The sequence below is a fragment of the Streptomyces sp. NPDC052079 genome, from assembly GCF_040680275.1.
In the GTDB taxonomy this organism is placed as follows: Bacteria; Actinomycetota; Actinomycetes; order Streptomycetales; family Streptomycetaceae; genus Streptomyces.
Map to the genome: position 1 here is coordinate 44,944 of NZ_JBFAWL010000012.1, position 16,281 is coordinate 61,224.

Below are 16,281 nucleotides of genomic sequence, written 5' to 3' on the forward strand. Positions count from 1 at the left end.
GACGCGATGGCCGGGCCCCGGAGGGCGTCAGGACCGCGATCCCCCGGCATGATGTTGCCTTGCGGCCGGTTTCTCCGGGCCGCGATGTCCCGCCTGGCGAGCCGGAAAGAGAGACATGAGCACGAAGGTCATGAAGGTCGAAGGGCCTGCAGGAAGCGCGGTGTGAGGCGATGCACATTGTCATCATGGGCTGCGGAAGGGTGGGTTCCGCCCTGGCCCAGGCCCTGGAGGAGCAGGGGCACACGGTAGCCGTGGTCGATCAGGACCCGACCGCCTTCCGCCGGCTGGGCTCCTCGTTCGGCGGCCGCCGGGTTACCGGGGTCGGCTTCGACCAGGACACCCTGCGTGAGGCGGGCATCGAGGAGGCGGGTGCCTTCGCCGCCGTGTCCAGCGGCGACAACTCCAACATCATCGCCGCGCGGGTGGCCCGGGAGATGTTCGGCATCGAGAACGTGGCCGCCCGCATCTACGACCCACGCCGCGCGGAGGTCTACCAGCGCCTCGGCATCCCCACGGTGGCGACGGTCCGCTGGACGGCCGACCAGATGCTGCGCCGGCTGCTCCCCTCGGGCGCCGAGCCGCTGTGGCGCGACCCCACCGGCGGGGTCCAGCTGGCCGAGGTGCACACCTCCCCGGCCTGGGTGGGCCACCGGATCAGCCGGCTGCAGGACGAGACGGGTGTGCGCGTGGCCTTCCTGACCCGGCTCGGCGAGGCGATTCTGCCCACCTCGCAGACGGTGCTGCAGGAGGGCGACCTGGTGCATGTGATGATGCGCACGGATGAGATCGACCGGGTCGAGGCGGCGTTCGCCAAGGGGCCCGAAGAGGAGGGCGGTCACTGATGAGGGTCGCCATTGCCGGAGCCGGTGCGGTGGGCCGCTCGATCGCGGGCGAACTGCTGGAGAACGGCCACGAGATCCTGCTGATCGACAAGGCGCCGACCGCCATCTCGGTGGAGCGCGTACCGCAGGCGGAGTGGCTGCTGGCCGACGCCTGCGAGATCACGTCCCTGGACGAGGCCGCGCTCCAGCGCTGCAACGTCGTCATCGCCGCGACCGGCGACGACAAGGTCAACCTCGTCGTCTCGCTGCTCGCCAAGACCGAGTACGGCGTTCCGCGGGTCGTCGCCCGGGTGAACAACCCGAAGAACGAGTGGCTGTTCAACGAGTCCTGGGGCGTGGACGTCGCCGTCTCCACGCCGCGTCTGATGTCGGCCCTGGTGGAGGAGGCGGTCAGCGTCGGCGACCTGGTCCGGCTGCTGCGCTTCAGCCACGGTGACGCCAACCTGGTGGAGCTGACCCTGCCCGAGGAGTCGGCGCTGGCCGGCACCCAGGTCGGGGACGTCGAGTGGCCGCAGGACACCTCCCTGGTCACCATCATCCGAGGCACACGCGTGCTGACGCCGACGCGGGAGGATTCCCTGGAGCCGGGCGACGAACTCCTCTTCGTGGCCGCCCAGGCTCGCGAGGAACAACTGGAGGATCTGCTGTCGGTCCGCAAGGAGCTGTGAAAATGAGAAAAGGGGACGCCCGAAAACTCCGGGCGCCCCATCTCAGCCCGTCCGGCGTCTGAGGACGAGGCCCGTTCAGGGCCGAAAGGAAATCATGGGGCGCCCGCACAACTCCGGGCGCCCCATCTCAGCCCGTCCGGCCTTTGAGGACGAGGCCCGTTCAGGGCCGAAGCGGGGGCCTGGGGGCGGCGGCCCCCAGAGAGCAAGGCGCGCCTACTCGGAGGCGGCAGCCTTGCGTTCCTCCTCCGCCTCCATCTCCGCGAACACATCGATCGGCGGCGGCGCCTTCGCCAGGAAGACCCAGGTCAGATACACGGCGAGCAGGAACGGCGGGATCTTCAGCGCCACCAGGACCCAGCCCAGCTGCGTCGTGTCCGCCCACCAGTACAGCGGAAAGAGGATCGCGCTCTTGCCGAGCAGGATGAGTCCCCAGGCCCAGCTGGCCTTGGTGTACGCCTTCTTCCGGCCGGGGTTACGGGTGCGCCAGGAGAGGTTCTCCTTGAAGACGGGGCCGAGCATCAGACCGATCAGCGGGACCCCCGCCATCGCCGTCACGATGTACGCCAGGGCCAGGCCCAGCGTGTAGAGCATGCCCGGCAGGTAGAAGTCCTTGGCGTTGCCGGTCATCATCGCGAAGACCACACCGAAGGCGACCCCGAAGACACCACTGAAGGCGTGCTTGACGGTGTCCTTCCGGGCCAGCCGGACCACGACCATCACCAGCGCCACGGCGAGCGCCGCGATCGCCGACATGTGCAGGTTCTTGTTGACCGTGTAGATGCTGACGAAGAGGAGCCCGGGCAGCACCGTCTCGACCATGCCCCGCACCCCGCCGAACGCCTCGAACAGGGCGGCCTCCGTCACCGCCCGGGCGTCATCCGCGGATGTGTCTTCGGTTGTCGGCTTGTCGAGCGACGTCACCGGCTACTCCCCTCCGAGGGGTCTCAGTTCGTATTTGGGATTGAACAGCACCCGGCGGCCCCGGCTCATGGAGATCCGGCCCGATGCGATCAGTTTGCGCCCCGGCTCGATCCCCAGGATGGAGCGCCGGCCGAGCCACACCACGTCCAGCGCGGCGGAGCCGTCGAACAGCTCGGCCTCGAGGGCCGGGACTCCCGCGCGCGGCCGCAGCGTGACCGTGCGCAAGGTACCAGTAACCGTCACGATCTGCCGGTCCTGACAGTCGCCTATCCGCGTACAGCCGGCGGTCTCGGCGTCCTCACGCAGCTCCTCGGACTCCAGGTCCTCCTGGGACGAGGAGAGCCGGTCGAGCATGCGCCGGAACCGGCCTGCCGGCTTCTCGGAACGAGAAACAGCACTCATATCTGAAGCGTACCGGGGGCCACCGACGGTTCCGTACCCCCTGCGCCCGTGGTCCGAACCGGCCGCACCCGGGCGCCATCGCAGACGGCGCTTCCCAGCTTCACTTCTCGAAGCGGTACCCCATGCCGGGCTCGGTGATGAGGTGCCTGGGATGGGACGGATCCGCCTCCAGTTTCCGCCGCAGCTGCGCCATGTACACGCGCAGGTAGTTGGTCTCCGTCCCGTAGGACGGCCCCCACACCTCCCGCAGCAACTGCTTCTGCGCCACCAGACGGCCGCCGGCCCGCACCAGCACCTCCAGCAGATGCCATTCGGTGGGTGTCAGCCGTACGTCCTTGCCACCCCGGTTGACCTTCTTGGCGGCCAGGTCGACGGTGAACTCGTCGGTCTCGACCACCGCATCGCCCCCGTCCCCGGCGGGCTCCGCGCGGCGTACGGCGGCCCGCAGCCGGGCCAGCAGTTCGTCCATGCCGAAGGGCTTGGTGACGTAGTCGTCGGCGCCGGCGTCCAGCGCCTGCACCTTCTCGTCGGAGGCGTGCCGCGCGGACAGCACCAGGATGGGCACCCGGGACCAGCCGCGCAGTGCCCTGATCACCTCGACGCCGTCCATGTCGGGCAGGCCCAGGTCGAGGACGACCACGTCGGGATGGTGCTCGGCGGCCGTACGCAGGGCCCCCGCACCGGTGTGGGCGGAGTCGACCTCGTACGAGCGGGCCTTGAGGTTGATCACGAGGGCGCGCACGATGGCCGGATCGTCGTCGACCACCAGCACACGGGTCATGAGGACTGCCTTTCGGGTTCTGCAGGTCCCACGGCTTTCGTGGCTGCCGCGGCACCGGCCCCGCGCGGGGGCGCCACCATGCCGCTGGAAGGATTCAACGATACGTTCCCCCCGGCCAGGGGTCAGTGCTCGACGATCTCGCCGTCGCTCAGCTCCAGCACGCGGTCGGCCAGGTCGAGGAGCGTGGCGTCGTGCGTGGCGACGAGCGCGGTGACGTGCTCGCTGTGGACGACCGCGCGCAGCAGCTCCATGACGGCGTGCCCGGTCTCGGCGTCGAGCTGGCCGGTCGGCTCGTCGGCGATGAGGAGGGAGGGGCTGTTGGCGAGGGCGCGGGCGATGGCGACCCGCTGGTGCTGGCCACCGGACAGCTCGCCGGGCCGCTGTGCCGCATGGTCGGCGAGCCCGACCAGGGAGAGCAGCAGTTCGACGCGCTCCTCGCGCTCGCGCGGGTCGGCCCGGCGCAGCCGCAGCGGTACGCCGACGTTCTCGGCGGCGGTGAGGATCGGGATGAGGCCGAAGGACTGGAAGACGAAGCCGACGTGGTCCCGGCGCAGGGCGAGCAGCCCGTTCTCGTCGAGCCCGGCGAGATCGCTCCCGTCGACGTGGACCCGTCCCCGGTCGGGGGTGTCGAGTCCGCCGACGATGTTCAGCAGCGTGGTCTTGCCCGATCCCGAGCGTCCCTTGAGGGCGACCAGTTCGCCGCGCGGGACCTCGAAGGAGACGCCGCGCAGCGCGTGGACCGCGGCGGCCCCACTGCCGTACGACTTGTGCACGTCCTCGACGCGCACCATGGCGTCGGTGATCACCTGACTCATATGGCTGCCCTCCCCCGTGAACCCGGGCGCCAGTATCCCCGTCCGGCAGCCGGCCGATCAACGGTCCGCGCACGAGAAAGGGCCGCGTCCCTGGGGGACACGGCCCTGTGAGCTCGAGGCGCCGAAGACTCAGCGCACCTCGGTGATCTCCGGTCCGCGCTGGAGCTGGCCCATGCCGCCGGCGAAGCGGGAGCCGCCCTCCTCCTGCTGAACGTTCTCGGGCACCATCTGGGCGTCGTTCGGCAGCTTGAGGACGATGGGGTCGCGCGGCGCCATGGGGCCCTCGCCGCGCACCACGACCGTGTCCCGGAAGATCTGCTCGAGGAGCCCGGCGGCCTGCGGCTGCACCGCGCCCTGACCCGAGATCACCCCGCGCAGGAACCAGCGGGGGCCGTCCACACCGACGAACCGCACGACCTGGAAGCCGCCGGTTCCGTCCGGCAGCTGCACCGGCACCTGGGCGCGCAGCTCCCAGCCCAGCGGGCCCTCGACCTCGTCGATGATGCCGCCCTGCTGGGTGATGCCGGTCGCGATCTCCTCGCGCACCTCGCTCCAGATGCCCTCGCGCTTGGGAGCGGCGAAGGCCTGCAACTGGATGGCGCTGTCCTGCAGCACGACGGTGGCCGCGACGATCGCGTCGCCCGCGACCTCCACCCGCAGCTCCATGCCGTCGACTCCGGGCACGAACAGCCCGCCCAGGTCGACCCGGCCCTCGCCGGGCGCACGGACCTCGGAACTGTCCCAGGGTCCGTCGGGCCGCGGCGCCGGCTCGAGCCTCAGCCGCTCGGCCTCCTCGCCGTCCGCCTCAGTGTCGACACCGTCGACGACCTGCTCGGCCTCGCCGGCCGCACCGTCGGCGGCATCCTTCTTCTTGCGACGTCCGAACACGTCACTGTCCTTCCCGGTCGGATACGACCGAAGCGTATCGATTCCCACCCGCTGTACCGCCTACGGCGGCCTGAACGCTTGTGCCGCTCTTACCTTCTTCTTCCATCGCGGCATGGCCGCCGGTGGACCCGAAGCCCCCCTCGGCCCGGACCGAGGGGGGAAGCTCCGCGACCGACACGAAGCGGACCCTCTCGACCTGCTGGACGACCAGTTGGGCAATCCGGTCGAAGCGCTCGAACCGCACGGTCTCGCGCGGATCGAGATTCACCACGATCACCTTGATTTCCCCACGGTACCCGGCATCAACCGTCCCCGGGGCATTCACCAGGGCCACACCGCAGCGGGCCGCCAGACCGGATCGCGGATGCACGAAGGCCGCGTACCCCTCGGGGAGCGCCACAGACACCCCGGTGGGCAGTACGGCCCGTTCGCCGGGAGCCAGTTCGCAGGCCTCGGTGGTCCGCAGATCGGCCCCCGCGTCGCCCGGATGCTCGTACGCCGGAAGCGGTACGTCGGGGTCGACACGCCTGATCAGCACCTCGAGCGCGCCGGGGCGGGGCGCGCTCACGGGTTCACCTCGAAGGCACGCGCGCGCCGGACCTGGTCGGGGTCGCTCATGGCGGCCCGGATCTCCTCCTCGCGGCCGTGGTCGATGAAGTGGTCGACCTTCACCTCGATGAACACGGCGTCCGCACGGACCGCGACGGGTCCCTCGGGGCCGCCGATGCGTCCGGTGGCGGTGCAGTAGATCTTCCGTCCCGCCACTGCCGTCACCTCGGCCTCCAGGTGCAGCACGGTGCCCACCGGCACGGGCCGGACGAAGTCCGTCTCCAGTCGGCCGGTCACGGCGATGGTGCGCAGCAGCCAGTTCAGGGAGCCGAGCGTCTCGTCCAGGGCGGTGGCGAGCACCCCGCCGTGCGCGAGTCCCGGGGCGCCCTGGTGGGCGGCCTGCACGGTGAACTCGGCGGTGATCGACACGCCTTCGCCGGCGCGGGCTTGGAGGTGCAGTCCGTGGGGCTGTTCGTCGCCGCAGCCGAAGCACTGGCCGTAGTGGGAGCCGAGGAGCTCGCCGGGTGCGGGCGCGTCCGGATGGCGCACCGGTTTCACGGCGTCGGCAGGGGGCTGAAGAGCTGGGGAAGTACCACTCACAGGCGCAGACCTTACCCGCGCGCGTGTGCGCTCCCGTCACCGTGCCAAGCTTGGCTTCATGCCGCTCTCCGCCACCCCGTACGAAGAACGCCTCACCGCGCCCCGTTCCTGGTGGCTGATGTGCTTCCTGGTGGGGGTCTCGCTGGCCCTGATCCTGCTCCCGTTCGGCACGCTGCCGACGCTCGGCGGGCTGGCCGGGGGTACCGCTGCCGCGGCGGTCGTGGCCAGTTCGTACGGCTCGGTGCGGATCCGGGTCGTGGGCGGGCATCTGATCGCGGGGGAGGCGAGGATTCCGGTGTCGGCGCTGGGTGAGGCGGAGGTGCTGGATGCGGAGGGGGCGCGGGCCTGGCGCGGTCACAAGGCGGACCCGCGCTGCTTCATGCTGCTGCGGGCGTACATTCCCGGCGCGCTGCGCGTGGACGTCACCGACCCCGAGGACCCGACTCCCTACGTCTTCCTGTCGACCCGCACCCCGGAACGCCTGGCCCAGGCACTACACGCGGCGCGGCAGAACAACACCGAGACCCCCTCCAACCCCGCCCACTGACGCACCGACGTCCAGCAACGCCGCGCAGTTCCCCGCACCCCTGAGGGTGCCACTCCCACCCCAGTCGGTGACGTGACCGGCGTCCAACCACCGTCGCGCAGTTCCCCGCGCCCCTGAGGGGAGCTGCTCCCGCGCCAATCGGTAACCCACCCGGCGTTCAACCACCGTCGCGCAGTTCCCCGCGCCCCCCCGGGGGGTGTGATGTCAGCCCGTCCGGCGTTTGAGGACGAGGCCCGTTCAGGGCCGGAAGGGGGGTTCGGGGGCGCAGCCCCCGGGGACGGGACGGGAAGGGGCGGCGGGGGCGAGAGAAACGGCGTTCAGGACGCCTAGCCAAGTTCCTTCAGCGCGTCCTCGGGCAGGACGTTCCCCGGCCGCTCCAACGCCGGCAGATCCTGCAGCGCCTCCCACGGCACCTGAATCCTCCGCAGGTCATTCCGAATCCGCGCCGCAAGCTTTCTCGTATCCCGGCGGTTCATCACCGCACCCACGGCGGCCCCGACCAGGAACGGCATCAGATTCGGCAGATTACGGACCGTACGCTTCATGATCCGCTGACGCAGTTCCCGCTTCATCCGGCTGTTCAAGGCCGCACTCACCGTAGACGGCTTCGTCGCCTCGACCCCCCGCTCCTCCGACCAGGAGTTCAGGTACACGGTGCTGCGCTGGACAAGCCCACCCGGCGGCCGTACGCCGTACACCTCGTGGAGTTCGGCGATCAGCTTGAGTTCGATCGCGGCGACACCGGTGATCTCGGCAGTCAGCTCCGCCGGCATAGCGGGCGGCACGGGCATCATCGCCGCGGCACCGACCCCGGCCCCCACCGTCGCCGTGGCCTTCGCCGCGCCCGCCACGAGCGCGTCCGCGAGCTGCTCGGGCCCGAGCCCGGGGAACTGCCGCCGCAGCGTCTGAAGGTCTCTGACGGGCACACGCGGGGCGATCTCGATGATCCGGTCGGCGAGATGCCACAGTCCCGCTCTGGCACGTGCACCGCCCTTACGGGCGCCTTCCCGGGCCTTGTCCCGGAGGACGGCGGCGCGCCGGTGCGCCACGGGCGCGGTGACCTCCAGGGACGCCGGGAGGTCACCCCGGCCGGGTGCCGCTTCGAGCGAGGCCGCCCCGGTGCCGGTTGAGCCTCGCTCTTGGTCACGCGTGTCGTGCTGCGGGCCCGTGTCGGGCCCTTGGTCCGCTCCTCTCGTGAAGAAGCGGCGCTTCCGCGGAGGGGTCGAGCCAGTCACGGCCGACCCCGCCTCAGTCGCAGTCGCGGCAGATCGGCTGGCCGTTCTTCTCGCGGGCCAGCTGGCTGCGGTGGTGCACCAGGAAGCAGCTCATGCAGGTGAACTCGTCCTGCTGCTTGGGCAGGACCCGGACGGCCAGCTCCTCGTTCGAGAGGTCCGCTCCGGGCAGCTCGAGGCCCTCGGCGGCCTCGAACTCGTCGACGTCCACGGCCGAGGCCGACTTGTCGTTCCGCCGGGCCTTCAGCTCTTCCAGGCTGTCCGAGTCGACGTCGTCATCGGTCTTGCGTGGAGTGTCGTAGTCGGTTGCCATATCGCTCTCCCCCTCTGGGTGTATGCGGTGTCTCCAGCGCACGTAACGCGTGAGAGGCCGGACTTGTGCCCGACCTGAGGCGGAGATTTTGCCTCACATCAAGGTCTGTTACTCAATCGACACCCAACCGGACTCCTCATGAGTGATCGGCTTGGATGGCGATGGGGACCGTACACGGTCCCGATGCCGCGCATCAAAGGCGCCTCACCGTGTACTTCCCGTGATCAGGGTCCCTGAAAACTGGGACTTTCCCGACCTTCCGACGGCAACCATGATCACGGAGAGTGGATGGCCGAGAAATCGCTCTTGTGATCGATCCCACACGGGGACGCCGGTGGTGCGCCCCGGAAATTCCGCTCAAAGTGAACACCCCGTCGTGTCGGGGGCATGATGTCAGATCGGAAGGGTGACGCGCATCACGAGCCCTCCCCCTTCGCGCGGCTGTGCGTAGATGTGCCCGCCGTGCGCCCGGGCGACCGACCGCGCGATGGACAGACCGAGTCCGACACCCTTGTCGCTGCCCGTGCGCTCGCTGCGCAGCCGGCGGAACGGCTCGAAGAGGTTGTCGATCTCGTACGCCGGTACGACCGGACCGGTGTTGGACACCACGAGGACCGCCTGGCCGTGCTGGACCTCGGTGGTGACTTCTACCCAGCCGTCCTCCGGCACGTTGTAGCGCACCGCGTTCTGCACCAGGTTCAGGGCGATGCGCTCCAGCAGCACACCGTTGCCCTGGACGACCGCGGGTTCGCGGTTGCCGCGGAGCACCACACCCTTGGTCTCGGCCTCGGCGCGTACCTGGTCGATCGCCTGACCGGCCACCTCTGCGAGGTCGACGGGCTTGCGCTCGACGATCTGGTTGTCGCTGCGGGCGAGCAGCAGCAGGCCCTCGACGAGCTGTTCGCTGCGCTCGTTGGTGGACAGCAGCGTCTTGCCGAGCTGCTGGAGCTCCACCGGCGCGTTCGCGTCGGAGAGATGGACTTCCAGAAGTGTGCGGTTGATCGCCAGCGGCGTGCGCAGCTCGTGCGAGGCGTTGCCCACGAACCGCTGCTGGGCCGTGAACGCCCGCTCGAGCCGCTCCAGCATGTCGTCGAAGGTGTCGGCCAGCTCCTTCAGCTCGTCGTCGGGGCCGTCCAGCTCGATCCGGCGGGACAGGTCCGAGCCGGCCACCGCGCGGGCGGTGCGGGTGATCCGGCCCAGCGGCGACAGGACCCGCCCGGCCATGGCATAGCCGAAGGCGAAGGCGATGATCGCGAGACCGAGCAGGGCGAGCAGCGAGCGGCTGAGCAGATCGTCCAGGGCGTGCTGCCGCTGCTCGTTGACGCATTCGTTGAGCGCCCGGTTGAGGTCGTCCGCGGGCAGCGGCGAACTGCGCAGGTTGCAGACGTCGCTGGACACCTCTCCCGAGAGGATCCGGAACGGCAGGTCGCTGCCCACGTTGAGCGCGTTCGCGGCGAGCAGGTAGATGATCGACAGCAGCATTATCCCGGCGATCAGGAACATGCCGCCGTAGAGCAGGGTCAGCCGTATCCGGATGGTCGGGCGCAGCCAGGGAAAGGGCGGTACCGGCCTGCGGGGGTCCCAGGTGGGCTTCGGCGGGGCCTGCGGGGACGCCGGTGTGGGGGTGGCGGCCATGGGGATCAGATCCGGTAACCCGAGCCGGGCACGGTCACGATGACCGGCGGCTCGCCCAGCTTGCGGCGCAGGGTCATCACGGTCACCCGGACCACATTGGTGAACGGGTCCGTGTTCTCGTCCCACGCCTTCTCCAGCAGCTGCTCCGCGGAGACGACGGCCCCCTCACTGCGCATGAGCACCTCCAGTACGGCGAACTCCTTCGGCGCCAGCTGGACCTCCTTGCCGTCGCGGAACACCTCGCGGCGGTTGGGGTCGAGCTTGATCCCGGCGCGCTCCAGGACGGGCGGCAGCGGCACGCTGGTTCGGCGCCCGAGGGCGCGCACGCGCGCGATGAGCTCGCTGAACGCGAAGGGCTTGGGCAGGTAGTCGTCGGCGCCGATCTCCAGGCCCTCGACCCGGTCGCTGACGTCGCCGGACGCCGTGAGCATCAGCACGCGCGTGGGCATGCCGAGCTCGACGATCCTGCGGCAGACGTCGTCGCCATGCACGAGCGGGAGGTCGCGGTCGAGGACGACCACGTCGTAGTCGTTGACGCCGATGCGCTCCAGGGCGGCCGCACCGTCGTACACGACGTCGACGGCCATGGCCTCCCGGCGCAGCCCGGTGGCCACCGCATCGGCGAGCAGCTGCTCGTCCTCGACGACGAGTACGCGCACGTCGCTTGTCCTTCCTCATGTCCCGCCCGCGCAGCGCCGAAGGGCGTACGCGGGCAGGGGTGTGGTGGGTGTGTTGCCTCCATCCTGCCCTTTTCGGCCATAAGTCGGCAGTAAGGCGAGTGGGCGAACGGTGGCGGAGGGGCCGGAACGCGGGAACCTCCGGGCGAACGGGGCGGGAACTACGAGATTTTCTGGCGCAGCGAGGTTTCCGCGGAAGGCAGCTTGGGGAGGACGGGTTTTACATCCCGCGATCACGCTCTGCATGTACCGCGCCACCATGCGGTGCGATGCAGTCCGCTTCCGCAGAGCGGGCATGGATGTCCGGCACCGTCGCCGCCCGGCCGAGTGGCGCAGGGCATCCGCTTCGGACGTGATCGTCCCTTCCGAACGGCACATCCCCGTGCCACCGACCCACCGACCCAGGACGAGGGGGCGCAGCATGGACGCATTCACCGCAGGACTTCTGCAGCGCATAAAGGCGACCGAGTCCGATCTGTCGCGGGCCCGCGACGAGGGCGACGACTTCCTCGTCGACGTGGAACAGGGCGAACTCGACGACCTGCGCCGCCTCGCCGCCGAGCATGGCGTGGAGGTCGGCTTCCACAGCGTCTGATCAGCCGCACGTGAGCGGGCCCCGGCGAATCCAGCGCCGGGGCCCGTTTCCTTGTCGCGACAGCGGGCGGCCGGGGTCAGGGCGTCCCGTCGTGCCAGGCTCCCAGGTCCTCCAGGAGCCGCTGGAGGGGCCCGAAGACGCCGGGACTGGCGGCGACGGTCAGAGCACGCGAGGGGGCGTCTCCCGGGCGGCCGCCGGTCAGCGCTCCCGCCTCCCGGGCGATCAGGTCCCCGGCGGCGAGGTCCCAGGGGTGCAGTCCGCGCTCGTAATAGCCGTCGAGGCGGCCCGCGGCGACGTCGCACAGGTCGATGGCGGCCGAGCCGCCGCGCCGGATGTCCCGCACGAGCGGGATCAGCTGCCGTACGACGTCCGCCTGGTGGGCGCGGACCTCTCTGACGTAGTTGAAGCCGGTGGAGACCAGGGCCTGGTCCAGGGGCGGTGAGGGGCGGAAGCTCAGCTCGCGCTCGCCGTCCCAGGCACCGGTGGCCCGGGCCCCGCCGCCGCGCACGGCGTAGTAGGTCTCGCCGCGCATGGGGGCGGCCACCACCCCGACGACGGTCTCGCCGTCCTGTTCCGCCGCGATGGAGACGGCCCAGGTGGGCAGGTCGTACAGGTAGTTCACCGTGCCGTCGAGCGGGTCGATCACCCAGCGGATGCCGCTGCTGCCCTCGGTGGCGGCGCCCTCCTCGCCGAGGAAGCCGTCGTCCGGGCGGCGCTCGGCGATCATCGTGGTGATCAGCTTCTCCGCCGCCAGGTCCATCGCGGTGACGACGTCGACCGGGCTGGACTTGGTCGCGGCGACCGCCAGGTCGGCCGGGCGGCCGTCCCGCAGCAGCTCGCCCGCGCGGCGGGCGGCTTCCCGGGCCAGTTCCAGCAGTTCCGCGTGCAGGGGGTCGGTCACGGGGCTCCTCATGCGTAGGGGCTGTCGGCGCCCGCCGCGGCGGGACGCGGGGTGCGGGCGGGGCAGCAGCCGACGGGGCAGACGTCGTGGCTCGGGCCGAGCGCGCCCAGGGCGCACCGGGCGACGTCCTGCCCGCGTTCGGTCGCCGCGCGCTCCAGGATCAGCTCACGGACGGCGGCGGCGAAGCGGGGGTCGTCGCCGACGGTCGCCGAGCGGCGCACTGGCAGTCCCAGCTCCTCCGCCTTGGCCGTGGCCTCGGTGTCGAGGTCGTAGAGGACCTCCATGTGGTCGGAGACGAAGCCGATGGGGGCCATCACCACGGCCGGGACGCCGGCGGCGTGCCGCTCCTCGAGGTGGTCGCAGATGTCGGGCTCCAGCCACGGGATGTGCGGGGCGCCCGAGCGGGACTGGTAGACGAGCTGCCACGGGTGGTCGACGCCGGTGCGCTCCCGCACGGCGTCGGCGATCACCCGCGCCACGTCCAGGTGCTGGGCGACATACGCCCCGCCGTCGCCGTGGTCCTCGACGGGGCCGGAGGTGTCCGCGGCGGTGGTCGGAATGGAGTGGGTGCAGAAGGCGATGTGCGCGCCGTCCCGGACGTCCTCGGGGAGGTCGGCGAGGGAGCGGATCACGCCCTCGATCATGGGCTCGACGAAGCCGGGGTGGTTGAAGTAGTGCCGCAGCTTGTCGACCTTCGGCAGCTCCAGGCCCTCCGCCTCCAGGGCGGCGAGGGCGTCGGCGAGGTTCTCGCGGTACTGGCGGCAGCCGGAGTACGAGGCGTAGGCACTGGTGGTGAGGACCAGGATGCGGCGGCGGCCGTCCTGGACCATCTCGCGCAGGGTGTCGGTGAGGTAGGGCGCCCAGTTGCGGTTGCCCCAGTAGACCGGCAGGTCCAGACCGTGCTCGGCGAAGTCCTTGCGCAGCGCGTCCAGCAGGGCGCGGTTCTGGTCGTTGATGGGGCTGACCCCGCCGAAGCGGAAGTAGTGCTGCCCGACCTCCTTGAGGCGTTCCTTGGGGATGCCTCGCCCGCGGGTCACGTTCTCCAGGAACGGGACCACGTCGTCCGGGCCCTCGGGGCCGCCGAAGGAGAGCAGCAGCAAAGCGTCATAGGGACTGGCGTCGAGCACGTCTGGCATGTCTCGATCCTGCCACTCGGCACCGGCGGCCGGGACACGGCGGGGGGTGCCCCCACCCGTGCCCCGGTAAAGCCGGTGCGTGGGAGTGACCACCGGCCGTAAGCTGTATCGACTGCGGTCGCACCTTACTGACACCTTCGGAGACCCCGTGCCCAGCCCCTATCGCGCCCTGTTCGCCGCGCCCGGCAGCAAGGCCTTCTCCGCCGCGGGGTTCCTCGGCCGGATGCCGCTGTCCATGATGGGCATCGGCGTGGTGACGATGATCTCCGAACTGACCGGACGGTACGGACTGGCCGGCGCCCTGGCGGCCACGATCGCGCTCTCGGCGGCGGTGGCGGGTCCGCAGGTCTCACGTCTGGTGGACCAGTTCGGGCAGCGGCGGGTGCTGCGCCCGGCGACGCTGTTGTCGCTCGGCGCGGCGGCGGTGCTGCTGTTCGCCGCGCACTACGGGTGGCCGGAGTGGGTGCTGTTCGCCGCGTGTGCCGGCATCGGCTGCGTGCCGAGCCTCGGCGCGATGATCCGGGCCCGGTGGGCCGCCCTGTACCGGGGCACGCCGCAGCTGCACACCGCGTACTCCTTCGAGTCCGTGGTGGACGAGATCTGCTTCATCTTCGGGCCGATCGTCTCCATCGGGCTGTCCACGGCCTGGTTCCCGGAGGCCGGCCCGCTGCTCGCGGCGTGCTTCCTGGCGGCCGGGGTCTTCTGGCTGACCTCGCAGCGGGCCACCGAGCCCGTTCCGCACCCGCGCCAGGACAAGGGCGGCGGCACGGCGCTGCGTTCCGTGGGCCTCCAGGTGCTGGTGGGGACGTTCGTGGCGACGGGCGCGATCTTCGGTGCCGTGGACGTGGTCACCGTGGCCTTCGCCGAGGAGCAGGGGCACAAGGCGGCGGCCAGTGGGGTGCTCGCCGTGTACGCGCTCGGCTCGTGCGTGGCGGGCGCCGTGTTCGGGCTGCTGCGTTTCGCAGGGGCGCCGGAACGCCGTTGGCTGCTGGGCGTGTGCGCCATGGCCGTGAGTATGATCCCACTCCTACTGGTCGGGAACTTGCCGTTTCTGGCCGTGGCGCTGTTCGTTGCGGGTCTGTCCATCGCTCCGACGATGATCACGACGATGTCCCTCATCGAACAGCACGTACCACGCGCGCAGCTCACGGAGGGCATGACCTGGGTGAGCACCGGGCTCGCGGTCGGGGTCGCGGTCGGCTCCTCCGTGGCCGGCTGGGTGATCGACGCGGCCGGCGCGCGCGCAGGGTACGGGGTTCCGGCGGCGTCCGGGGCCGTCGCGGTCGCGGTCGGTTTCCTCGGGTACCGCCGGCTCAAGCGGCCGGCACCGGGTGGGGGAGGCTCCGTTGGGCAGCTCAGCGAGCGCGGGGAACGGCATATGGCGTAACTGGGGAGGGACCGTCGCCGTCCGCCCCGCGCGGGAGGTCGCGCCCGCCTCCGTCGACGAGCTGGCCGCCGCCGTGCGCCGGGCCGCCGAGGACGGTCTGCCGGTGAAGGCGGTCGGCACCGGGCACTCCTTCACCTCGATAGCCGCCACCGACGGCCTGTTGATCCGCCCTCAACTGTTGACGGGCATACGTGATATCGACCGTGCGGCGGGCACGGTCACGGTCGAGGCCGGCACGCCGCTCAAGAGACTCAACGTGGCCCTCGCGCGGGAGGGTCTGTCGCTGGCCAACATGGGCGACATCATGGAGCAGACGGTCTCGGGGGCCATCAGTACCGGCACCCACGGCACGGGCCGCGACTCCGCCTCCGTCGCCGCCCAGATCCGGGGACTGGAGCTGGTCACCGCCGACGGCGCGGTGCTCACCTGCTCGGACAAGGAGAACCCGGACGTCTTCGCGGCCGCCCGCATCGGTCTCGGCGCGCTCGGCATCATCACCGCGGTCACGTTCGCCGTGGAGCCGGTCTTCCTGCTCACGGCCCGCGAGGAACCGATGCCGTTCGACCGCGTCTGCGCCGAATTCGACCAACTTCACGCGGAGAACGAACACTTCGAGTTCTACTGGTTTCCGCACACCGGCAACACCAACACCAAGCGCAACAACCGCAGCGCGGGCCCGGAGCGGCCCGTACACCCGCTCAGGGGCTGGGTCGACGACGAGTTCCTCTCCAACGGGGTGTTCCAGGTGGCCAACTGGGTCGGCCGCGCGGCGCCCGCCGCCATCCCCGCCATCGCCCGGATCTCCAGCAGGGCGCTCTCCGCGCGGAGCTACACCGACATTCCCTACAAGGTGTTCACCTCGCCGCGCCGGGTGCGGTTCGTGGAGATGGAGTACGCCGTCCCGCGCGTGGCGCTCGTGGAGACGCTGCGGGAACTGAAGGCGATGGTCGACCGATCGCCGCTGCGGGTGAGCTTCCCGGTCGAGGTGCGCACCGCGCCGGCCGACGACATCACGCTGTCCACGGCATCCGGCCGCGACACCGCCTACATCGCCGTCCACATGTTCAAGGGCACTCCCTATCAGGGGTATTTCACCGCGGCCGAGCGCATCTTCACCGCCCATGAGGGGCGGCCCCACTGGGGGAAGATCCACACGCGTGACGCCGGGTACTTCTCCCGGGTGTATCCGCGCTTCGGGGAGTTCACCGCGCTCCGCGACCGGCTCGATCCGGAACGCCGGTTCCGTAATGACTACTTGCGGAGGGTCCTGGGGGCATAGAGGATGCCTTGAGCGGCGCGCCCATCCACGCAGGTGGTCCGAATGGAGTACTGTGGCGAGCCCTGGGTCCGGTCTCCCACCAGGGTGCCCGGGACCTTCGAGGACCGCCGGGA

At 70.7% G+C, this 16,281-nt stretch carries 19 protein-coding genes; 6 read left to right on the forward strand and 13 right to left on the reverse strand.

All coding sequences use genetic code 11. The features are described 5' to 3' along the window. The first annotated feature begins 170 nt into the window (after window positions 1-170). Window positions 171-842, forward strand: a complete 672-nt coding sequence (locus tag AB0L56_RS18990) for a TrkA family potassium uptake protein (protein WP_361026177.1) — start codon at window positions 171-173, stop codon at window positions 840-842. Then, window positions 842-1,510 carry a TrkA family potassium uptake protein gene (locus AB0L56_RS18995; protein ID WP_361026174.1) on the forward strand — a complete coding sequence of 223 codons (669 nt, stop codon included), beginning with the start codon at window positions 842-844 and terminating at the stop codon, window positions 1,508-1,510. Before AB0L56_RS18990 ends, AB0L56_RS18995 begins: the two co-directional genes overlap by 1 nt. A 213-nt stretch (window positions 1,511-1,723) precedes the next feature. On the opposite strand, the gene AB0L56_RS19000 is transcribed toward AB0L56_RS18995, so the two are convergent. The 7 genes from AB0L56_RS19000 to AB0L56_RS19030 form a co-directional block, all read right to left on the reverse strand. Further along, entirely contained in the window at window positions 1,724-2,431 is a 708-nt protein-coding gene (locus tag AB0L56_RS19000) for a DUF3159 domain-containing protein (protein WP_361026171.1), read from the reverse strand. Between the two features lie 3 nt (window positions 2,432-2,434). Continuing rightward, window positions 2,435-2,833 carry an OB-fold nucleic acid binding domain-containing protein gene (locus AB0L56_RS19005; protein ID WP_361026168.1) on the reverse strand — a complete coding sequence of 133 codons (399 nt, stop codon included), beginning with the start codon at window positions 2,831-2,833 and terminating at the stop codon, window positions 2,435-2,437. A gap of 100 nt (window positions 2,834-2,933) precedes the next feature. After that, window positions 2,934-3,614, reverse strand: coding sequence for a response regulator (locus tag AB0L56_RS19010; RefSeq protein ID WP_361026165.1), 681 nt, complete (start codon window positions 3,612-3,614; stop codon window positions 2,934-2,936). Between the two features lie 122 nt (window positions 3,615-3,736). Next, window positions 3,737-4,429 (reverse strand): ABC transporter ATP-binding protein, encoded by a 693-nt coding sequence (locus AB0L56_RS19015; protein WP_365424694.1) that lies wholly within the window; start codon window positions 4,427-4,429, stop codon window positions 3,737-3,739. A gap of 129 nt (window positions 4,430-4,558) precedes the next feature. Then, window positions 4,559-5,317 (reverse strand): DUF3710 domain-containing protein, encoded by a 759-nt coding sequence (locus AB0L56_RS19020; protein WP_365424696.1) that lies wholly within the window; start codon window positions 5,315-5,317, stop codon window positions 4,559-4,561. Window position 5,318: 1 nt separating this feature from the next. Further along, the gene (gene dut / locus AB0L56_RS19025) at window positions 5,319-5,885 is read right to left on the reverse strand and encodes a dUTP diphosphatase (protein ID WP_365424698.1); all 567 of its coding nucleotides are present in this window, start codon (window positions 5,883-5,885) and stop codon (window positions 5,319-5,321) included. After that, window positions 5,882-6,466, reverse strand: coding sequence for a PaaI family thioesterase (locus tag AB0L56_RS19030; RefSeq protein ID WP_365424700.1), 585 nt, complete (start codon window positions 6,464-6,466; stop codon window positions 5,882-5,884). Before AB0L56_RS19030 ends, dut begins: the two co-directional genes overlap by 4 nt. Before the next feature lie 58 nt (window positions 6,467-6,524). On the opposite strand from AB0L56_RS19030, the gene AB0L56_RS19035 reads away from it, so the two are divergent. Then, a complete protein-coding gene (locus AB0L56_RS19035) occupies window positions 6,525-7,013 on the forward strand; it encodes a DUF3093 domain-containing protein (protein ID WP_365424702.1) in 489 nt (162 codons plus the stop codon). Between the two features lie 326 nt (window positions 7,014-7,339). Here the strand turns inward: AB0L56_RS19035 and AB0L56_RS19040 are convergent, their stop codons facing one another. The 4 genes from AB0L56_RS19040 to AB0L56_RS19055 all read right to left on the reverse strand — a co-directional run bounded on the left by AB0L56_RS19040 (window position 7,340) and on the right by AB0L56_RS19055 (window position 10,852). After that, on the reverse strand, window positions 7,340-8,248 hold the full coding sequence (locus AB0L56_RS19040; RefSeq protein ID WP_365424704.1) for a hypothetical protein: 909 nt from the start codon (window positions 8,246-8,248) through the stop codon (window positions 7,340-7,342). A gap of 13 nt (window positions 8,249-8,261) precedes the next feature. Then, window positions 8,262-8,558 (reverse strand): DUF4193 domain-containing protein, encoded by a 297-nt coding sequence (locus AB0L56_RS19045; protein ID WP_003993510.1) that lies wholly within the window; start codon window positions 8,556-8,558, stop codon window positions 8,262-8,264. 393 nt (window positions 8,559-8,951) lie between these two features. Beyond that, the gene (locus AB0L56_RS19050) at window positions 8,952-10,193 is read right to left on the reverse strand and encodes a HAMP domain-containing sensor histidine kinase (RefSeq protein WP_365424706.1); all 1,242 of its coding nucleotides are present in this window, start codon (window positions 10,191-10,193) and stop codon (window positions 8,952-8,954) included. A gap of 5 nt (window positions 10,194-10,198) precedes the next feature. Further along, on the reverse strand, window positions 10,199-10,852 hold the full coding sequence (locus tag AB0L56_RS19055; RefSeq protein WP_007387794.1) for a response regulator transcription factor: 654 nt from the start codon (window positions 10,850-10,852) through the stop codon (window positions 10,199-10,201). A 439-nt stretch (window positions 10,853-11,291) separates the two neighbouring features. Here AB0L56_RS19055 and AB0L56_RS19060 point away from each other — a divergent pair, with 439 nt between their 5' ends. Further along, window positions 11,292-11,465 carry a hypothetical protein gene (locus AB0L56_RS19060; RefSeq protein ID WP_361026141.1) on the forward strand — a complete coding sequence of 58 codons (174 nt, stop codon included), beginning with the start codon at window positions 11,292-11,294 and terminating at the stop codon, window positions 11,463-11,465. Between the two features lie 76 nt (window positions 11,466-11,541). On the opposite strand, the gene AB0L56_RS19065 is transcribed toward AB0L56_RS19060, so the two are convergent. After that, window positions 11,542-12,366, reverse strand: coding sequence for an inositol monophosphatase family protein (locus AB0L56_RS19065; protein WP_361026138.1), 825 nt, complete (start codon window positions 12,364-12,366; stop codon window positions 11,542-11,544). 8 nt (window positions 12,367-12,374) lie between these two features. Next, window positions 12,375-13,502: a ferrochelatase gene (locus AB0L56_RS19070; protein WP_365424709.1), complete on the reverse strand. Its 1,128-nt coding sequence runs from the start codon at window positions 13,500-13,502 to the stop codon at window positions 12,375-12,377. Window positions 13,503-13,650: 148 nt separating this feature from the next. Here AB0L56_RS19070 and AB0L56_RS19075 point away from each other — a divergent pair, with 148 nt between their 5' ends. Next, window positions 13,651-14,889 carry an MFS transporter gene (locus AB0L56_RS19075; RefSeq protein ID WP_361026132.1) on the forward strand — a complete coding sequence of 413 codons (1,239 nt, stop codon included), beginning with the start codon at window positions 13,651-13,653 and terminating at the stop codon, window positions 14,887-14,889. Beyond that, window positions 14,849-16,168 (forward strand): D-arabinono-1,4-lactone oxidase, encoded by a 1,320-nt coding sequence (locus tag AB0L56_RS19080; RefSeq protein WP_365424712.1) that lies wholly within the window; start codon window positions 14,849-14,851, stop codon window positions 16,166-16,168. The genes AB0L56_RS19075 and AB0L56_RS19080 overlap by 41 nt, the downstream gene beginning before the upstream one ends. The last annotated feature ends 113 nt before the right edge of the window (window positions 16,169-16,281 follow it).

Bases quoted from the DNA above. Each gene is read 5' to 3' on its own strand.
- AB0L56_RS18990 (WP_361026177.1), top strand. From the start codon at position 171: ATGCACATTGTCATCATGGGCTGCGGAAGGGTGGGTTCCGCCCTGGCC.
- AB0L56_RS18995 (WP_361026174.1), top strand. From the start codon at position 842: ATGAGGGTCGCCATTGCCGGAGCCGGTGCGGTGGGCCGCTCGATCGCG.
- AB0L56_RS19005 (WP_361026168.1), bottom strand. From the start codon at position 2,833: ATGAGTGCTGTTTCTCGTTCCGAGAAGCCGGCAGGCCGGTTCCGGCGC.
- AB0L56_RS19010 (WP_361026165.1), bottom strand. From the start codon at position 3,614: ATGACCCGTGTGCTGGTGGTCGACGACGATCCGGCCATCGTGCGCGCC.
- AB0L56_RS19015 (WP_365424694.1), bottom strand. From the start codon at position 4,429: ATGAGTCAGGTGATCACCGACGCCATGGTGCGCGTCGAGGACGTGCAC.
- AB0L56_RS19035 (WP_365424702.1), top strand. From the start codon at position 6,525: ATGCCGCTCTCCGCCACCCCGTACGAAGAACGCCTCACCGCGCCCCGT.
- AB0L56_RS19045 (WP_003993510.1), bottom strand. From the start codon at position 8,558: ATGGCAACCGACTACGACACTCCACGCAAGACCGATGACGACGTCGAC.
- AB0L56_RS19050 (WP_365424706.1), bottom strand. From the start codon at position 10,193: ATGGCCGCCACCCCCACACCGGCGTCCCCGCAGGCCCCGCCGAAGCCC.
- AB0L56_RS19060 (WP_361026141.1), top strand. From the start codon at position 11,292: ATGGACGCATTCACCGCAGGACTTCTGCAGCGCATAAAGGCGACCGAG.
- AB0L56_RS19070 (WP_365424709.1), bottom strand. From the start codon at position 13,502: ATGCCAGACGTGCTCGACGCCAGTCCCTATGACGCTTTGCTGCTGCTC.